The sequence below is a fragment of the Cupriavidus sp. C3SS-1 genome (genome assembly GCF_057073755.1).
Window position 1 is genome coordinate 298009 of record NZ_CP172699.1, and the last position, 17086, is coordinate 315094.

General features: G+C 65.0%; 16 protein-coding genes. 12 read left to right on the forward strand and 4 right to left on the reverse strand.

Features of this window, described 5'->3' with window-relative positions:
- Nucleotides 1-218: 218 nt before the first annotated feature.
- From icmF to ACIGJC_RS01415, 5 genes are all read left to right on the forward strand, one after another.
- Entirely contained in the window at nucleotides 219-3500 is a 3282-nt protein-coding gene (icmF, locus tag ACIGJC_RS01395; protein WP_483710253.1) for a fused isobutyryl-CoA mutase/GTPase IcmF, read from the forward strand.
- A 121-nt stretch (nucleotides 3501-3621) separates the two neighbouring features.
- Entirely contained in the window at nucleotides 3622-4059 is a 438-nt protein-coding gene (locus ACIGJC_RS01400; RefSeq protein ID WP_483710254.1) for an HIT family protein, read from the forward strand.
- 58 nt (nucleotides 4060-4117) lie between these two features.
- Complete coding sequence (locus tag ACIGJC_RS01405) at nucleotides 4118-4972, forward strand: 3-hydroxybutyryl-CoA dehydrogenase (protein ID WP_483710255.1); 855 nt, start codon at nucleotides 4118-4120, stop codon at nucleotides 4970-4972.
- A gap of 217 nt (nucleotides 4973-5189) precedes the next feature.
- Nucleotides 5190-5588 (forward strand): hypothetical protein, encoded by a 399-nt coding sequence (locus ACIGJC_RS01410; RefSeq protein ID WP_483710256.1) that lies wholly within the window; start codon nucleotides 5190-5192, stop codon nucleotides 5586-5588.
- A gap of 71 nt (nucleotides 5589-5659) precedes the next feature.
- The gene (locus tag ACIGJC_RS01415; protein ID WP_483710257.1) at nucleotides 5660-5815 is read left to right on the forward strand and encodes a hypothetical protein; all 156 of its coding nucleotides are present in this window, start codon (nucleotides 5660-5662) and stop codon (nucleotides 5813-5815) included.
- 15 nt (nucleotides 5816-5830) lie between these two features.
- Here ACIGJC_RS01415 and ACIGJC_RS01420 read toward each other — a convergent pair whose 3' ends face one another.
- From ACIGJC_RS01420 to ACIGJC_RS01430, 3 genes are read right to left on the reverse strand one after another with little or no spacing between them, the layout of a single operon-like run.
- Entirely contained in the window at nucleotides 5831-6502 is a 672-nt protein-coding gene (locus ACIGJC_RS01420; protein ID WP_483710258.1) for a DUF2459 domain-containing protein, read from the reverse strand.
- Between the two features lie 2 nt (nucleotides 6503-6504).
- Nucleotides 6505-6936 carry a DUF3293 domain-containing protein gene (locus ACIGJC_RS01425; RefSeq protein WP_483710259.1) on the reverse strand — a complete coding sequence of 144 codons (432 nt, stop codon included), beginning with the start codon at nucleotides 6934-6936 and terminating at the stop codon, nucleotides 6505-6507.
- 4 nt (nucleotides 6937-6940) lie between these two features.
- Nucleotides 6941-7609, reverse strand: coding sequence for a Crp/Fnr family transcriptional regulator (locus tag ACIGJC_RS01430; RefSeq protein WP_483710260.1), 669 nt, complete (start codon nucleotides 7607-7609; stop codon nucleotides 6941-6943).
- A gap of 237 nt (nucleotides 7610-7846) precedes the next feature.
- Between ACIGJC_RS01430 and ACIGJC_RS01435 the strand changes: the two genes are divergently transcribed.
- The 7 genes from ACIGJC_RS01435 (at nucleotide 7847) to ACIGJC_RS01465 (ending at nucleotide 16561) form a co-directional block, all read left to right on the forward strand.
- On the forward strand, nucleotides 7847-9805 hold the full coding sequence (locus tag ACIGJC_RS01435) for an AMP-dependent synthetase/ligase (RefSeq protein ID WP_483710261.1): 1959 nt from the start codon (nucleotides 7847-7849) through the stop codon (nucleotides 9803-9805).
- Nucleotides 9806-9821: 16 nt separating this feature from the next.
- On the forward strand, nucleotides 9822-10814 hold the full coding sequence (locus tag ACIGJC_RS01440) for an ABC transporter ATP-binding protein (protein ID WP_483710262.1): 993 nt from the start codon (nucleotides 9822-9824) through the stop codon (nucleotides 10812-10814).
- Nucleotides 10815-10860: 46 nt separating this feature from the next.
- Entirely contained in the window at nucleotides 10861-11775 is a 915-nt protein-coding gene (locus ACIGJC_RS01445) for a branched-chain amino acid ABC transporter permease (protein ID WP_483710263.1), read from the forward strand.
- A gap of 26 nt (nucleotides 11776-11801) precedes the next feature.
- Nucleotides 11802-12878 carry a branched-chain amino acid ABC transporter permease gene (locus ACIGJC_RS01450; protein WP_483710264.1) on the forward strand — a complete coding sequence of 359 codons (1077 nt, stop codon included), beginning with the start codon at nucleotides 11802-11804 and terminating at the stop codon, nucleotides 12876-12878.
- An 83-nt stretch (nucleotides 12879-12961) separates the two neighbouring features.
- On the forward strand, nucleotides 12962-14299 hold the full coding sequence (locus ACIGJC_RS01455; RefSeq protein WP_483710265.1) for an ABC transporter substrate-binding protein: 1338 nt from the start codon (nucleotides 12962-12964) through the stop codon (nucleotides 14297-14299).
- Nucleotides 14300-14406: 107 nt separating this feature from the next.
- Complete coding sequence (locus ACIGJC_RS01460; RefSeq protein WP_483710266.1) at nucleotides 14407-15222, forward strand: ABC transporter ATP-binding protein; 816 nt, start codon at nucleotides 14407-14409, stop codon at nucleotides 15220-15222.
- 88 nt (nucleotides 15223-15310) lie between these two features.
- Entirely contained in the window at nucleotides 15311-16561 is a 1251-nt protein-coding gene (locus ACIGJC_RS01465) for a phenylacetate--CoA ligase family protein (RefSeq protein WP_483710267.1), read from the forward strand.
- A gap of 135 nt (nucleotides 16562-16696) precedes the next feature.
- Here the strand turns inward: ACIGJC_RS01465 and ACIGJC_RS01470 are convergent, their stop codons facing one another.
- Entirely contained in the window at nucleotides 16697-17065 is a 369-nt protein-coding gene (locus ACIGJC_RS01470; RefSeq protein ID WP_483711441.1) for a YbaN family protein, read from the reverse strand.
- Between the last annotated feature and the right edge of the window lie 21 nt (nucleotides 17066-17086).

The following is a 17086-nucleotide window of genomic DNA, read 5'->3' on the forward strand; positions in this document are numbered from 1 at the left end:
ATGGCGTTAATAACGCAAGACGTTACTACGCGTAGCGATGTGATTGATTCGCCGCACAATCGCTGACTTGGGTTACGTAAACGTCAACGCCATATAATCGATTGGCCCCCGTCGTAGCCGCCGGGGACCACGCCCGCCGCAAGCACGGCCAAGCCGGCACCAGACCGGCGCCCCAGGCTGCAGGCGGCCGCGAGCCAATCCAGCCAGCGGTGGAGACCATGACCGATCTTTCCGATGTGCGCGATGCCCGTCGCGACGCGCCCCGGGCGCAGGCGCGCGGCCCCGTCAACAAGGTGCGTTTCGTCACGGCGGCTTCGCTGTTCGACGGCCACGACGCATCGATCAACATCATGCGGCGCATCCTGCAGTCCTACGGCTGCGAGGTGATCCACCTCGGCCACAATCGCTCCGTCGATGAAGTGGTGACCGCAGCGCTGCAGGAAGACGCGCAGGGCATTGCCATCTCCAGCTACCAGGGCGGCCACGTCGAGTACTTCAAGTACATGGTGGATCTGCTGCGCGAGAAGGGCGGCGAGCATGTGCAAGTGTTCGGCGGTGGTGGCGGCGTGATCGTGCCGGACGAGATCCGCGAACTGCAGTCCTACGGCGTGGCGCGCATCTACAGTCCCGAGGATGGCCAGCGCATGGGCCTGGCCGGCATGATTGCCGACATGGTGCAGCGCTGCGATATCGACCTGAGCCGCTATGCGCCGACAACGCTCGACGCGGTGGTCGCAGGCGACCGTCGCGAGCTGGCGCAGCTCATTACCGCGCTGGAGAACGGCAAAGCGGATCCGGCGCTGGTGGCGGATCTGCGCGCGCAGGCGGACCAGGCCACGGTGCCAGTGCTGGGCATTACCGGAACTGGCGGCGCTGGGAAGTCGTCGTTGACGGACGAACTGATCCGCCGTATCCGTCTGGACCAGCAGGACACGCTGCGCATCGCGATGGTCTCGATCGACCCGTCGCGGCGCAAGTCCGGCGGCGCGCTGCTCGGTGACCGCATCCGCATGAATGCGATCAACCATCCGAACATCTTCATGCGCTCGCTGGCCACGCGCGAGGCAGGCAGCGAGATATCGCAGGCACTGCCCGATGTCATCGCCGCGTGCAAGGTGGCCGGGTTCGATCTGGTCGTAGTCGAAACCTCGGGCATTGGCCAGGGAGATGCGGCCATCGTCCCGCACGTCGACCTCTCGCTCTACGTGATGACGCCGGAGTTCGGCGCCGCGAGCCAGCTCGAGAAGATCGACATGCTCGACTTCGCCGATTTCGTCGCGATCAACAAGTTCGACCGCAGAGGCGCGCAGGATGCCTGGCGCGATGTGGCCAAGCAAGTGCAGCGCAACCGCGAACAATGGCATGGCAAGCCCGAGGACATGCCCGTGTACGGCACGCAGGCGTCGCGCTTCAATGACGACGGCGTGACCATGCTCTACCAGGGCCTGCGCGAGGCGCTGGCCGCGAAGGGACTGAAGTTGCAGCCGGGCACGCTGCCGGCGCTGACCGGCCGCGTTTCGACCGGACAGAACGTCATCGTTCCGCCGCAGCGCAACCGCTACCTGGCGGAACTGGCCGATACATTGCGTGGCTATCACCGGCGCGTGGCGGAGCAGAGCCGCATCGCGCGTGAGCGCCAGCAATTGCGTGCGTCCAGCCGCATGCTCGCGCAAGCGCAGGGCGAAGGCGTTGCTGCACTGGACAACCTCTGCGCGCAGCGCGACGCAGCGCTTGGCGCGCTCGAACGCAAGCTGCTGGACATGTGGCCGCAAATGCAGCAGGCCTACAGCGGTGACGACTACGTGGTGAGGATTCGCGACAAGGAACTGCGTACGCGGCTCGTAAGCACCACGCTGTCTGGCACGAAGATAAGCAAGGTCGTGCTGCCGCGCTTCGAAGACGATGGCGAAGTGTTGAAGTGGCTGATGCGCGAGAACGTGCCCGGCAGCTTCCCGTACACCGCCGGCGTGTTCGCATTCAAGCGCGAGAACGAAGATCCCACGCGCATGTTTGCCGGCGAGGGCGATGCCTTCCGCACCAACCGGCGCTTCAAGCTGGTGTCGGAAGGCATGGAGGCCAAGCGGCTTTCCACCGCATTCGACTCGGTCACGCTGTACGGCGAAGACCCGCACGTGCGTCCGGACATCTACGGCAAGGTCGGCAATTCCGGCGTGTCGATCGCCACGCTCGACGACATGAAGGTGCTCTATGACGGCTTTGACCTGACCAGCCCGAGCACGTCGGTGTCGATGACGATCAACGGGCCGGCGCCGACCATCCTGGCGATGTTCATGAACACCGCCATCGACCAGAACCTCGATAAATTCCGCGCCGACAACGCCCGCGAGCCGAGCGCCGACGAAGAGGCCAAGATCCGCGCGTGGGTGCTGCAGAACGTGCGCGGCACGGTGCAGGCCGACATCCTCAAGGAAGACCAGGGCCAGAACACCTGCATCTTCTCGACCGAGTTCTCGCTCAAGGTGATGGGCGATATTGCCGAGTATTTCGTGCACCACCAGGTGCGCAACTTCTATTCGGTGTCGATCTCGGGCTACCACATCGCCGAGGCCGGCGCGAACCCGATCTCGCAGCTCGCCTTCACGCTCGCCAACGGCTTCACCTATGTCGAGGCGTATCTGGCGCGCGGCATGCACATCGACGACTTCGCGCCCAACTTGTCATTCTTCTTCTCGAACGGCATGGACCCCGAGTACAGCGTGCTCGGCCGCGTGGCGCGCCGCATCTGGGCGGTGACGATGCGCGACAAGTATGGTGCCAACGAGCGTAGCCAGAAGCTCAAGTACCACATCCAGACTTCGGGCCGCTCGCTGCATGCGCAGGAGATCGACTTCAACGATATCCGCACCACGCTGCAGGCGCTGATCGCGATCTACGACAACTGCAATTCGCTGCACACCAACGCCTATGACGAGGCCATCACCACGCCCACCGGCGAATCGGTGCGCCGCGCGCTGGCGATCCAGCTGATCATCAATCGCGAATGGGGCGTGGCCAAGTGCGAGAACCCGAACCAGGGCAGCTTCCTGATCGAAGCGCTGACCGACCTGGTCGAAGAGGCCGTGCTGCAGGAGTTCGAGCGCATTGCCGAGCGCGGCGGCGTGCTTGGAGCGATGGAGACCGGCTACCAGCGCGGCAAGATCCAGGAGGAGTCGCTGTACTATGAACAGCTCAAGCATGACGGCACGCTGCCGATCATCGGCGTGAACACGTTCCGCAATCCGGACGGCGACCCGATCCCGCGAAAGCTGGAACTGGCGCGCTCCAGCGAAGCCGAGAAGCAGAGCCAGCTCGACCGTCTGGCCGCATTCCAGCAGGCGCATGCCGACGCGGCGCCTGCCATGCTGCAGCGCCTGCGCCAGGCCGTGATCGACAACCAGAATGTGTTTGCGGTATTGATGGACGCGGTGCGCGTGTGCTCGCTGGGGCAGATTTCGCACGCGCTGTTCGAGGTCGGAGGGCAGTACCGCCGCAATATGTGAAATAAAAGGCAGAAAATTGCACGGAAATCGAGGGGCGGCGGGGGGCTATCACGGCCATGGCCGCCCCTGTGCGTTAAACTCGACAGCTCGCCGGACCCCGGAACCACGCCGCCCCCCGACCATGAACAGCCAGTACGACACGAACAATATTTTTGCGAAGATCCTGCGTGGCGAACTGCCGTGCATCAAGGTCTATGAAGATGCCGAGACCATCGCCTTCATGGATATCATGCCGCAATCCGACGGCCATACCCTGGTAGTGCCGAAGGAAGCCGCGGTCAACCTGTTCGACCTGTCGGAAGCCGGCGCCGAGGCCGCGATCCGCACCACGCAGCGCGTCGCGCGCGCGGTGCGCCAGGCCTTCAATCCGGACGGATTGTCGATCGGGCAGTTCAATGGCGCAGCTGCCGGCCAGACCGTGCCGCACGTGCATTTCCATATCGTGCCGCGCTATTCGGACCAGGCCTTGCGCGGCCACGCGCGCGACACGCAGACCCCGGACGTGCTCGAGGCCCACGCGCAGCGCGTCATCGCCGCGCTGCGCGAACAGGCTGCCTGAGCGGCTGCCCGAGCGCTAGCGGACAACGAATACATAACCAGCAACGAGGAACAGAGAGATGGCAATCAGGACAGTGGGCATCGTCGGTGCCGGCACCATGGGCAACGGCATCGCACAGGCCTGCGCGGTAGTAGGCCTGGACGTGGTGATGGTGGATATCAGCGACGCAGCGGTGCAGAAGGGCATTGCCACCGTCGCCGGCAGCCTGGACCGCCTGATCAAGAAGGACAAGATCAGCGAAGCCGACAAGGCCGCCGCGCTCGCGCACATTCACGGCTCCACCGCGTATGAAGACCTGAAGAAGGCCGACATCGTGATCGAGGCCGCCACCGAGAACTTCGACCTGAAGGTCAAGATCATCAAGCAGATCGACGGGATCGTCGGCCCGGAAGTGATCATCGCGTCGAACACCTCGTCGATCTCGATCACCAAGCTTGCCGCCGTGACCAGCCGCGCCGACCGCTTCATCGGCATGCACTTCTTCAACCCGGTGCCGGTGATGGCGCTGGTCGAGCTGATCCGCGGCCTGCAGACCAGCGACGCTACGCACGCCGACGTCGAGGCGCTGGCGAAGGAACTGGGCAAGTACCCGATCACGGTGAAGAACAGCCCCGGTTTCGTGGTCAACCGCATCCTGTGCCCGATGATCAATGAGGCCTTCTGCGTGCTGGGCGAAGGCCTGGCGTCGCCGGAAGAAATCGACGAAGGCATGAAGCTCGGTTGCAACCACCCGATCGGCCCGCTGGCGCTGGCCGATATGATCGGCCTGGATACCATGCTGGCAGTGATGGAAGTGCTGTACACGGAGTTTGCCGATCCGAAGTACCGCCCCGCCATGCTGATGCGCGAGATGGTGGCCGCAGGCTATCTGGGCCGCAAGACGGGCCGTGGTGTGTACGTGTATAGCAAGTAATCCCTGCAACTCACGGGCGTTGCACTGACGCAACGCATGTGCAGTAATCGCCGGCCGCCATTGAGGCGGCCGGTTTGCTTTCGACGTGAATCAAAGCCTTCGCCGCGCGCCGCGAACGACGCTTACATAGCTTCACATGCAGAAACAATTCCACGCCACCCGTTACGTGACCGCCGCGTTAGAGTGAATCATGGAATCAAGACAGAAAAGGAACCAGATGATCCGACCCCTTCTAGCCGCCTTCACGCTTGGCGCGTTGTCGCTGGCAGCCAGCCCGGCGATGGCACGTGTCGATGTCGGCGTCAGCATCGGCGTGCCCGCACCGGTTTACGTCGAACCTGCCCCCGTTTATGTAGCGCCGCCGCCGCCGGTCTATGTGGCGCCTCCTCCTCCCGTTGTCTACGGCCCGCCGCCGGTGGCTGCGTATGGCCCGGCGCCGGTCGTCGTTGCTCCGGCCATCGTGATGGGCTGGCATGGGGACCGCTATTGGGACGGCCGCCGCTGGTGGGGACGCGAGCAGTGGTACGGCCACCGCGGCCATCGTGACCGCGATTGGGACGACGACCGTGACCATGGCCACGGCCACGGTCGTGGCCACGACCGCGACCGCTGGTAGCCCGCCTCCGGGGGCAGGGCCTGGATTTCGCCTATAACTGAAATCGCCCCAGCCCACCAACGGAGACGGCAATGCAAAGAACCTGTCTGGCTGTCCTGCTCCTCGCCTTGTCGCTGACCGGCTGTATCTCGGTCAGCAGCAGCGACCCCAATCCTCCGGCCAACAATGCAGCAGCAAGGCCGTCCTCCGGCACCACGGTCACGTGTACACAGTTGCCGTGCTATTAGCCGCCCTGGCAGCTTTCAGGGCGCCAGCCCTGCGCCTGACTGTTCCGAGGCGATCCGCCTGACCTGCATCATGATGTCGTCCGCGAACACTGCGACGGGGGCCAGTGGCAACCCGGCGTGGCGCAGCGCGTCTGCCGTCCACGTGTTGCACGTATAGAGCAAGCTATAGGCAGCAGTCGCCGACAGGTAGGCACCGCCTTCATATGGGCCGGCACCAAGCCTGATGGGGTAGCCGTCCGGATCCCTTTGCACCGCGTGGCGCAGGAAGGTGCGCAATCCCTCCAATCCGGGCTGGCTGACCGCCAGGCCAACGATATTCCCCGCGCCGAACGCTTCGGCCGGCGGCGCGCGCAGCGCGGTCATCAGCACCACCCCTCGCGCCGGCACGAGTGCCAGCAGCATGGTCACTACCCCATGGTTGCCCCGTACCACGTAGGAACGGTCGCCGAAGCCGAAGCAGAGGTAGCGCACCTCCTCGAATCCGGCGGCAAGGCTACGCACGGCGGGGTCCGCATCCTCGCTGCGCAGGCAGACGTCGGTGTGCCAGCCGCGCACCACCACGTCGATCATGGCAGCGGCGGGTACGGCAGGCGTGATGGATGGCGCCGGAGGCAGCGGCGCGCAGGCGGCGGCCGCCAAGGCGGCCGCGCCAGCCAGCAGGCGCCGGGAGGAAAAGGCGCGGCGCACGTTCAGCGCAGCAGGATCAGCCGCGGCACGGCATCGGCCCCGCTCCAGACGATGGCGTTCTGGCCGTGCTTCGTGCCGAGCGCGCTGGCGGTGTCGAGCGATATCCCGGGAACCAGGAAGCTGGGCTCGCCTGGCCAGCCGTTGTCCGGATGCTGACCGATGCCGGCGATGACGGCAAAGCCGAGTCGCGCGAGTTCGTCGGCCAGCGCATGCTGCCGCGCGTCGTTGCGCAATGGATCGCATGGCTGCTGGCTGAATGGATTCGCTGCCGTGATGAACGCGCTCGACGCCACCCGCAGCCGCGCATGCAAGGCGGCCAGCGGTGCGCTTGGCTGGTCGATCTTCAGTATCAGCGGCGCATCGCCATGCACGCGATATTCGGTCTCGCGATAAGCCTGCAGCGTGGCCTCGTCGATCGCGGTGCGCGCCGGCATGCCGTCACTCGCCGTACTGGCGCAGCCCGTCCAGGTCGAGCACTTCGATCACGCCGTAATCCACGCGCACCAGGCCCTGCTGTTCGAGCACCTTGAGCGCCTGGTTGGCGCGCTGGCGTGAAATGCCGGCGAGCAGGCCGATCTCTTCCTGCGAGATCTCAAGCGTGGTGCCGATGCCCGGATAAAGATGTTCATTGAACAGCGACGACACCGCGCGCGCCACGCGCGAGTCGATGTCGAGCAGGCGCTCGTATTCCACCGCGGCGATGAACTGGCCAAGCCGCTCGTTGAACTGTGTGAGCAGAAAGCGCGTGAACGGCAGGCTGGTATCCAGCAGCCACTGAAAAGTCTCGCGCGGCAGGAAGGCGATGGACGAGCGGCGCAGTGCCATCACGTCGTACTTGCGGATCTCCGACTTGAGCACCGCGCCTTCGCCAAACCAGCCGCCGGTCGGCACGCCGGTGAAGGTGACCGACTTTCCTGATGGCGACACGGTAGTGATCTTGACGATGCCCTCGAGCACGCCGAGCCAGTGCTCGGCGATTTCACCCTTGTGGCAGACGTAGTCGCCTTGCGTGTACTCGCGCACGAACATCGCGCGGCGCACGCGTTCGCGCTGCTCCGGACTGAGGTCCGCGGCCCATACGCAGCGGTCGACGAAATCGTTCAGCATGGCCTGGAAAGGTCCTGTAGGGATTAACCCGGAATTGTCACCGGCGTGACAACCGGGGGGAAAGGCATCGGCTATCTTACGATCACTACGGAGCCGGCAAGTGCCACAACACAAGGCACGACGGGCTTGATGCGCTGCGGCATGATGGCCGCCGGGCAAAACAGGCCAAGTATAACGACCCGGACCGGCGCTTGACACCGCGCGTGGATCCCCACGACGGAGGGACAGGAGACAGCAATGCAGGAATCGTCGGCGACGACCTTTCCGCGATTGCTGCTGGAGCACGCCCGGCAACGGCCTGCGCATCCGGCGTATCGCGAAAAGGATCTCGGCATCTGGCAGACATACAGCTGGGCACAGGCCGCGCACGAAGTCCGCGCGCTGGCATGCGGCCTCGCGGCACTGGGCTTCACGCGCGGCATGAACCTGGCGGTGGTGGGCGACAACCGTCCGCGTCTGTACTGGGCCATGACCGCAGCCCAGGCGCTGGGAGGCGTGCCGGTGCCGCTGTACCAGGACGCCATTGCCAATGAAATGGTGTACGTCCTCAACGATGCGGAGATCGACTTCGCCATCGTCGAAGACCAGGAGCAGGTGGACAAGCTGCTCGAAGTCGAAGAGCAACTGGCTGCCTCTGGCCGCAGCGTGCGCCACGTCATCTACGAAGACCCGCGCGGGCTGCGCGACTACGATCATCCTTCGCTGATGTCGTACGCGCGCCTGCAGGAAATCGGCCGCGAATATGACCAGGCACATCCGGGCTTCTACGATGAGGCGATTGCCGCAGGCGAGCCCGAAGATACGGCGATCATTCTCTATACGTCCGGCACTACCGGCAAGCCCAAGGGCGTGTGCCACGCGCATCGCGGCCTGATCGGCTCGGCGCAGAACGGCTGCGGCTTCGACGGCCTCACGGAGAAGGACGACGTACTGTCCTACCTGCCGATGGCATGGGTCGGCGACAACCTCTTCTCTTACGCACAGGCCATGGTGGCGGGCTTCACCGTGAACTGTCCGGAATCGCGCGAGACCGTCATGACGGACCTGCGCGAGATCGGGCCGACCTATTACTTCGCACCGCCGCGCATCTATGAAGGCCTGCTCACGCAAGTGATGATCCGCATGGAAGACGCGGGCTGGATCAAGCGCAAGCTGTTCCACTGGGCCATGGATGTCGCGCGCCGCTGTGGTGCCGACATCCTCGACGGCAAGCCCGTCGGACTGGCCGACCGCATGCGCTATGCCGCCGGCGAGTTTCTGGTCTACGGTCCGCTGCGCAATGTGCTCGGCATGAGCCGCATCCGCGTCGGCTATACCGCGGGCGAGGCGATCGGCCCCGACCTGTTCCGCTTCTACCGCTCGATCGGCGTAAACCTCAAGCAGTTCTATGGCCAGACCGAAACCTGCGCCTATGTCTGCCTGCAGCCGGACGGGCAGGTCAAGTTCGATTCCGTCGGCCCGGCGGCACCGGGCATGGAAATCCGCATCGCCGACAACGGCGAGGTGCTGGTGCGCGGCGTGGGCCTGCTCAAGTCCTACTACAAGCGCGACGACGCCACGCGCGAGGCCATCAACGACGAGGGCTATTTCATGACCGGCGACGCCGGTGTAATCGATGCCGACGGGCACCTCAAGATCATCGACCGCGCCAAGGATGTGGGAAAGCTGGCCGATGGCTCGATGTTCGCGCCCAAGTACATCGAGAACAAGCTGAAGTTCTTCCCGTACATCAAGGAAGCGGTGGCCTTCGGCACTGGCCGCGACCAGGTCTGCGCATTCATCAATATCGACTTCGATGCGGTGGGCAACTGGGCCGAGCGCCGCCACCTGCCGTATGCCGGCTACGTCGACCTGGCTGCCCAGCCGGATGTGATCGCGATGATCGGCGAATGCGTGGACCAGGTGAATGCCGACCTGGCCAGCGATGCCATGCTGGCCGGGTCGCAGATCTCTCGCTTCCTGATCCTGCACAAGGAACTGGACCCGGACGACGACGAGCTGACCCGCACGCGCAAGGTGCGGCGCGGCTTTATCGCCGAGAAATACGCGGTGCTGATCGAAGGGCTGTACGCCGGCAAGAGCGAGCAGTTCATCGAGACGCGCGTGAAGTTCGAGGACGGGCGCGAGGGCAGCGTGTCGGCCACGCTGAAGCTGGTGGATGCCAAACGCCTGCCGCCGTCGGCACGCGCGGCGTGAGCAGGGGAGCAAGAGCATGACGCAAGTGGCCTGGCAAGGATCGGACCGCGCGAGCGCAGGGCAGCGCGGCGGACAACCGGAATGGAACGGCATGGCGCGCACGGATGCATCGGGCGCCATCCCCGGCGGCGGCGCCATCGCGCCGGCCGGCCCGATGGCGCCCGGCGCGCCGCTGGCCGACATCGGCCTGCAAGCCGGCGTGCAGCGTTCGCAGCAGACACATGAGCAAGCGCGTACCGGTGGCGAGGTGATCCTGGACCTGCAGCATATCTCGCTGTCGTTCGGCGGCGTGAAGGCGCTGACCGATATCTCGTTCGATGTGTGCGAGCACGAGATCCGCGCCATCATCGGCCCCAACGGCGCGGGCAAGAGTTCGATGCTGAACGTGATCAACGGCGTGTACCACCCGCAGCAGGGTCGCATCGTGTTCCGCGGCGAAGAGCGCCGCCAGATGCATCCGACCGACGCGGCGCGCCAGGGTATTGCGCGCACGTTCCAGAACATCGCGCTGTTCAAGGGCATGACGGTGCTCGACAACATCATGACCGGCCGCAACACGCAGTTCCGCACCGGCATCCTCGCGCATGCACTTTGGTGGGGGCCCGCGCGCAATGAAGAGATGCGGCACCGGCAGAAGGTCGAGGAGGTGATCGACTTCCTGGAGATCCAGTCGATCCGCAAGACCCCGGTGGGGCGCCTTCCCTACGGCCTGCAGAAGCGGGTGGAGCTGGCGCGCGCGCTCGCGGCCGAGCCGTCGATGCTGCTGCTCGATGAACCGATGGCCGGCATGAACGTGGAAGAGAAGCAGGACATGTGCCGCTTCATCCTGGACGTGAACCGGCAGTTCGGCACCACCATCGTGCTGATCGAGCACGACATGGGCGTGGTGATGGATATCTCGGACCGCGTGGTGGTGCTGGACTATGGCAAGAAGATCGGCGACGGGACACCGGATGAGGTGAAGGCTAATCCGGATGTGATCAAGGCCTACCTGGGCACGTCGCACTGAGCCCGCGAACGGCTCTCCATTCAACCGATTCCACCGGAACGCAGCCATGACGTTCTTCATTGAAATCCTGCTCGGCGGCCTGCTGTCGGGCCTGATGTACTCGCTGGTAGCGCTGGGCTTCGTGCTGATCTACAAGGCCTCGGGCGTGTTCAACTTCGCGCAGGGCGCGATGGTCTACTTCGCCGCGCTGGCCGTGGTCGGCCTGATGGACAAGGGTCTGCCGATGTGGGCCGCCGTGATCGGCGCCTTTGTCGTGATGATCATTGTCGGCATGAGCACCGAGCGCTTCGTGCTGCGCAAGCTGGTCAACCAGCCGCCCATCACGCTGTTCATGGCCACCATCGGCCTGTCGTTCTTCCTGGAAGGCCTGGGGCCGCTGCTGTTCGGCAACGAAGTGCGCCCGATCAACCTGGGCATCGTCGACGAGCCAATCGAGTCGATCCTGACCAACTTCAACATCGTCCTTTCCAAGTTCGACATCGCGGCGGCGGCGATTGCCGGCGTGCTGGTCGGCTCGCTTGCGCTGTTCTTCCAGTACACCAAGGTGGGCCGCGCGCTGCGCGCGGTGGCCGACGACCACCAGGCCGCGCTGTCGCTGGGCATTCCGCTGCAGCACATCTGGGCCATCGTGTGGGGCGTGGCGGGCTTTGTCGCGCTGGTGGCCGGCATGCTGTGGGGCTCGCGCAATGGCGTGCAGTTCGCGCTGACGCTGACGGCGCTGAAGGCGTTGCCGGTGCTGATCCTCGGCGGCTTTACCTCGGTGCCGGGCGCCATTGTCGGCGGCCTGATCATCGGTGCCTCGGAGAAGCTCGCCGAGATCTACATCCCGCCCGTGTTCCAGTCGGCGTTCGGCGGCAACTTCGGTGGCATCGAGGGCTGGTTCCCGTATGTGTTCGCGCTGCTGTTCCTGCTGGTCAGGCCCGAAGGCCTGTTCGGCGAGAAGCATATCGACCGCGTCTGAACCGACTTCGCTCCAGGAGACTTTCCATGTTCTATCGTGAAGCCGGCCAGTTCAAGACGAGCTACGTCGCCGACAGCCAGATCTTCCCCATCCGCCAGGACCGCATCGGCTTTGCCGTGCTGATGGCGATGGCCTTCCTGGTGATTCCGTTCATTGGCTCGGAATACTGGTTCTCGGCCATCCTGATCCCGTTCCTGATCTTCGCGCTCGCGGCGCTCGGCCTGAACATCCTCACCGGCTATGCCGGGCAGTTGTCGCTGGGCACGGCGGCGTTCATGGCGGTGGGTGCTTACGCGGCCTACAACTTCCAGCTGCGCGTGGAAGGCCTGCCGGTGCTGCTGACGTTCATCCTTGCGGGCCTGTCCGCGGCACTGGTCGGTGTGGCGTTCGGCCTGCCGTCGCTGCGCATCAAGGGCTTCTACCTGGCGGTGGCTACGCTCGCCGCGCAGTTCTTCGTGGTGTGGGCGCTGACCAAGTTCCCCTGGTTCTCCAACAACAGTTCGTCGGGCGTGATTACCGCGCAGCGGCTGGACCTGTTCGGCATGGCCATCGACACGCCGGTGAAGAAGTACCTGTTCGTGCTGGCCATCGTCACGGTGCTGGCGTTCATCGCCAAGAACCTGGTGCGCTCGGCCACGGGCCGCGCGTGGATGTCGGTGCGCGACATGGACGTGGCGGCCGAGGTGATCGGCATTCCGCTGATGCGCACCAAGCTGCTGGCCTTTGCCGTCAGCTCGTTCTACTGCGGCGTGGCCGGCGCGCTGTACGCGTTCTGCTACCTGGGGTCGGTGGAGCCCGACGGCTTTTCGCTGGACCTGTCGTTCCGCGTGCTGTTCATGATCATCATTGGCGGGGTGGGCAGCATCCTGGGCTCGTTCCTGGGCGCGGCGTTCATCCTGCTGCTGCCGATCTTCCTGGACAACGTACTGCCGCCGCTGGCGTCGCTGCTGCACCTGCCGTTCACGAATGCCACGGTATCGCACATCCAGCTGATGGTGTTCGGCGGGCTCATCATCTTCTTCCTGATCGTCGAGCCGCACGGCCTTGCGCGGCTGTGGCAGATCGCCAAGGAGAAGCTGAGGCTGTGGCCGTTCCCGCATTAATCGCATCAATCGCTTTCCGACGTAGCTTTCGATCAAACGGGTACCCCATAACAAACGCACCTGCCAAGGTGAAGGAGACTGTCATGACAACCCTGATTCGCAATGTGCGGCGTGCCGTGCTGGCCGCGAGCGCCGCAGCGGCGCTGATGGTGCCGGCCGCAACGGCACTGGCGCAGACCAACGAACAGTTCGTGGCACTGCCAAGCTACCGCGTGGGCCCGTATGGCGCCAATGGGCAGTCCTGGTATGGCGGCTTCGTCGACTACCTGAACTACGTCAACCTGAAGGATGGTGGCGTCAATGGCGTCAAGCTGAGCTGGGAAGAGTGCGAGACCGAGTACAACAACGCCAAGGGCGTGGAGTGCTATGAACGCCTGAAGGCGAAGAACGCCACCACCAGGGGGACCGCGTATCACTCGATGTCGACGGGCATCTCGTACGCGCTGGTCGACAAGACCGCCGCCGACAAGGTGCCGCTGGTGATGATGGGCTACGGCCGCACCGATGCGGTCGATGGCTCGGTGTTCCCCTATGCCTTCCCGCTGGTGACGACCTACCAGATGCAGGTCTCGGCCATCGTGAAATACCTGGCGACCAAGAATGGCGGCTCGCTCGCCGGCAAGAAGATCGTCTACCTGTACCACGACTCGGCCTATGGCAAGGAGCCGATTGTGGCGCTGCAGGCGGAAGCGAAGCTCGGCAAGTTCAACCTGGTCGAGATACCGGTAGCGCACCCGGGCAACGAGCAGGGCGCGCAGTGGCTGAAGATCCGCCAGGAAAACCCCGACTACGTGATCTTCTGGGGCTGGGGCGTGATGAACCAGACCGCGCTGAAGGCCGCGCAGAAGGTGGGCTTCTCGCGTGACAAGATGATCGGCTCGTGGTGGGCAGGCTCGGAAGAGGACACCGTGCCGGCCGGCGAAGCCGCGAAAGGCTATATGAGCGCCACCTGGAACGTGGCGGGCCGCGGCGTGCCGCTGATCGCCGACATCGACAAGGTGGTCTACGGCGCGGGCAAGGGCAATATGCAGGACAAGAACAAGGTTGGCTCGGTGCTCTACAACCGCGGCGTTTCTGCGGCCGTGGTGACCGTGGAAGCCATCCGCGTGGCGCAGGCGAAGTTCGGCAAGGGCAAGCCGATGACCGGCGACCAGATGCGCTGGGCCTTCGAGAACCTGAACCTGACCAACGCGCGCCTGCAGCAGCTTGGCGCGACCGGCCTGCTGCCGGAAATCAAGACCAGCTGCGACAACCACGAGGGCTCGGGCAAGGTGAAGATCCAGCAGTGGGACGGCACCAAGTGGGTCGTGGTGTCCGACTGGATCGAAGGCAACAAGAACCTGATCCACCCGCTGTTCAAGGCGACCGCGGCGCAGTACGCGAAGGAGAAGGGAATCACGCCGGGGTGCATGAAGTCGTGATGCTGAACGCGTCCTGACGGTTGTCTCGCCTTTCCCTGAGGGGGAGGCGAGACAACCGGGTCGAACGCGAAGCCCGGAGTTATCGCAACACCAATACGAGCCGTACCATGACCCTTCTCTGCGTCAACAACATCGAAGTCATCTACGATCACGTGATCCTGGTGCTCAAGGGCGTGTCGCTCGAAGTGCCGGAGGGCAAGATCGTCGCCCTGCTGGGGGCCAACGGCGCGGGCAAGACCACCACGCTCAAGGCCATCTCCAATCTGCTGCACGCGGAGCGTGGCGATGTCACCAAGGGCTCGGTCGAATACCGCGGCGACCGCGTCGACCAGCTCACGCCGAACGATCTCGTCCGGCGCGGCGTGATCCAGGTGATGGAGGGCCGGCACTGCTTTGCCCACCTCACCATCGAGGAAAACCTGCTGACCGGCGCCTACACGCGCGGCCTGTCGCGCGGCGAGACGCGCGACGAGCTGGAGAAGATCTACAACTACTTCCCGCGCCTGAAGACGCGCCGCAAGTCGCAGGCCGGCTACACCTCGGGCGGCGAGCAGCAGATGTGTGCGATCGGCCGGGCCATGATGGCCAAGCCCGCGATGATCCTGCTCGACGAACCGTCGATGGGCCTGGCGCCGCAGATCGTCGAAGAGATCTTCGAGATCGTGCGGGATCTGAACACGCGCGAGAAGGTCAGCTTCCTGCTGGCCGAGCAGAACACCATGGTGGCGCTGCGCTATGCCGACTATGGCTACATCCTCGAGAACGGCCGCGTGGTGATGGATGGCGACGCCGAGTCGCTGCGCACCAACGAGGACGTCAAGGAGTTCTACCTCGGCGTGGCCGCCAATGATGCCGACGGCGCGCAGCGCAAGTCGTTCCGGGACGTAAAGAGCTACCGGCGAAGAAAGCGCTGGCTGGCGTAACGCACGCCGATGGTTTCCCCTCCCCCTCAGCGGGAGAGGGAAGAGCAACACGCTGCCTATTCAACGACCTTATTCGTCGTAATTAACCATGCCCGAATACTTCGATTCGCTGGAAACGCGCGCGCCGGAAGTTCGCGAGCAGGCGCTGCTCGCCGCGCTCTCGCGCCAGATCGCCCATGCCAAAGCGCACGCGCCTTACTTCACCGAAACGCTGCGCGATGTAGATCCGTCCGCGCTGACCTCGCGCGACGCACTGGCCGCGTTGCCGGTGACGCGCAAATCGGACTTGAGCGCACGGCAGAAGGCCATGCCACCGCTGGGCGGGCTCAATGCCACGCCAGTCGGCGGCCTGCGCCACATCTTCCAGTCACCGGGCCCGATCCACGAACCGGACGGCCACGGCGCCGACTGGTGGCGCATCGCGCGCGCCATGTTCGCAGCGGGATTCCGCTCGGGCGAGCTGGTCTACAACACCTTCTCCTACCACTTCACGCCCGCCGGCATGATGATGGAAACCGGCGCGCACAAGCTGGGCTGTTGCGTGTTCCCCGCGGGTGTCGGCCAAACCGAGTCGCAGGTCCAGGCGCTGGCGAGCCTGCAGCCTTCCGCCTACGCGGGCACGCCGTCGTTCCTCAAACTGCTGCTCGAACGCGGCGAGGAAATGGGGGCGCCGTGCCACAGCCTGACCAAGGCGCTGGTCTCGGGCGAGGCGCTGCCGCCTTCGCTGCGCGGCTGGTTCCAGGAGCGCGGGATCCGCGTGCGGCAGATGTATGGCACGGCCGATGTCGGCCTGATCGCCTATGAGACCGAAGGCGGCGATGGCTGGGTGGTGGACGAGGGCGTGCTGGTCGAGATCGTCGAGCCGGGGGGCACGCGGCCGATGCCGGAGGGCGAGACGGGCGAGGTGGTGGTCACGGTGCTCGGCAACGGCGACTATCCGCTGATCCGCTTCGGCACCGGCGACCTGTCGGCCGTCGTCACGGATTCCTCGCGCCGTGCCAGTCCGTGCGGGCGCACCAATATCCGCCTCAAGGGCTGGCTTGGCCGTGCGGACCAGACCACCAAGGTCAAGGGCATGTTCGTGCATCCGGGGCAGGTGGCCGATGTACTGCGCCGCCATCCGGAGATCCGCGCCGCGCGGCTCGTCGTGACCGGCACCATGGGCGCCGACGTGATGACGCTGCATTGCGATGCCGCGCACGGCGACGAGGGCTTGCGCCTGGCCGTGGCGGAGTCGCTGCGTGAAGTGATGCGGCTGCGCGGCGAAGTGGCCTTCGTGCCGTCGGGATCGTTGCCGCAGGACGGCAGGGTGATCGAGGACGCGCGTCGTTACGATTAACCAGTGCAATCCAATTGACCGACGGTTTGCTCCCCTCCCGCTCGCGGAAGAGGGGCCGGGGTGAGGGCCGGCGCTCGTAATAGCATCACCCTGTGCGGCCCTACGCGCCCCGGCATGCAGCCAATTGAACGACCGTTAGCTATCGTGCCCACCCTGTGGCCGGGTCGGCAGGCGCAGCATCCAAATACTCACCGCCGCAGCACATGCAATCAGCGCGGCGGACGCCAGCGGCCGTTCGCGCATCAACCAGGCCGTCGCACCCATCGACGACCACATCATCACCAAGGCCAGGCACTTGGCGCGCAGCGGAATGCTGTGGTGGCGCTGCCAGTCGCTGACCAGGGGGCCGAAGCGCGGATGTTCGAGCAGCCAGCCGTGGAAGCGTTCGGAGCCGCGCGCGAAGCAGCCTGCGGCGAGCAGCACGAACGGCGTGGTCGGCAGCACCGGCAAGAAGATGCCGATGATGCCAAGCAAGAGACTGATCGCCCCCAATGTCACCCACATCGCGCGCAGCAGCCGCTGCCG

Bases quoted from the DNA above. Each gene is read 5' to 3' on its own strand.
- icmF (WP_483710253.1), top strand. From the start codon at position 219: ATGACCGATCTTTCCGATGTGCGCGATGCCCGTCGCGACGCGCCCCGG.
- ACIGJC_RS01400 (WP_483710254.1), top strand. From the start codon at position 3,622: ATGAACAGCCAGTACGACACGAACAATATTTTTGCGAAGATCCTGCGT.
- ACIGJC_RS01405 (WP_483710255.1), top strand. From the start codon at position 4,118: ATGGCAATCAGGACAGTGGGCATCGTCGGTGCCGGCACCATGGGCAAC.
- ACIGJC_RS01410 (WP_483710256.1), top strand. From the start codon at position 5,190: ATGATCCGACCCCTTCTAGCCGCCTTCACGCTTGGCGCGTTGTCGCTG.
- ACIGJC_RS01415 (WP_483710257.1), top strand. From the start codon at position 5,660: ATGCAAAGAACCTGTCTGGCTGTCCTGCTCCTCGCCTTGTCGCTGACC.
- ACIGJC_RS01425 (WP_483710259.1), bottom strand. From the start codon at position 6,936: ATGCCGGCGCGCACCGCGATCGACGAGGCCACGCTGCAGGCTTATCGC.
- ACIGJC_RS01430 (WP_483710260.1), bottom strand. From the start codon at position 7,609: ATGCTGAACGATTTCGTCGACCGCTGCGTATGGGCCGCGGACCTCAGT.
- ACIGJC_RS01435 (WP_483710261.1), top strand. From the start codon at position 7,847: ATGCAGGAATCGTCGGCGACGACCTTTCCGCGATTGCTGCTGGAGCAC.
- ACIGJC_RS01440 (WP_483710262.1), top strand. From the start codon at position 9,822: ATGACGCAAGTGGCCTGGCAAGGATCGGACCGCGCGAGCGCAGGGCAG.
- ACIGJC_RS01445 (WP_483710263.1), top strand. From the start codon at position 10,861: ATGACGTTCTTCATTGAAATCCTGCTCGGCGGCCTGCTGTCGGGCCTG.
- ACIGJC_RS01450 (WP_483710264.1), top strand. From the start codon at position 11,802: ATGTTCTATCGTGAAGCCGGCCAGTTCAAGACGAGCTACGTCGCCGAC.
- ACIGJC_RS01455 (WP_483710265.1), top strand. From the start codon at position 12,962: ATGACAACCCTGATTCGCAATGTGCGGCGTGCCGTGCTGGCCGCGAGC.
- ACIGJC_RS01460 (WP_483710266.1), top strand. From the start codon at position 14,407: ATGACCCTTCTCTGCGTCAACAACATCGAAGTCATCTACGATCACGTG.
- ACIGJC_RS01465 (WP_483710267.1), top strand. From the start codon at position 15,311: ATGCCCGAATACTTCGATTCGCTGGAAACGCGCGCGCCGGAAGTTCGC.
- ACIGJC_RS01470 (WP_483711441.1), bottom strand. From the start codon at position 17,065: ATGTGGGTGACATTGGGGGCGATCAGTCTCTTGCTTGGCATCATCGGC.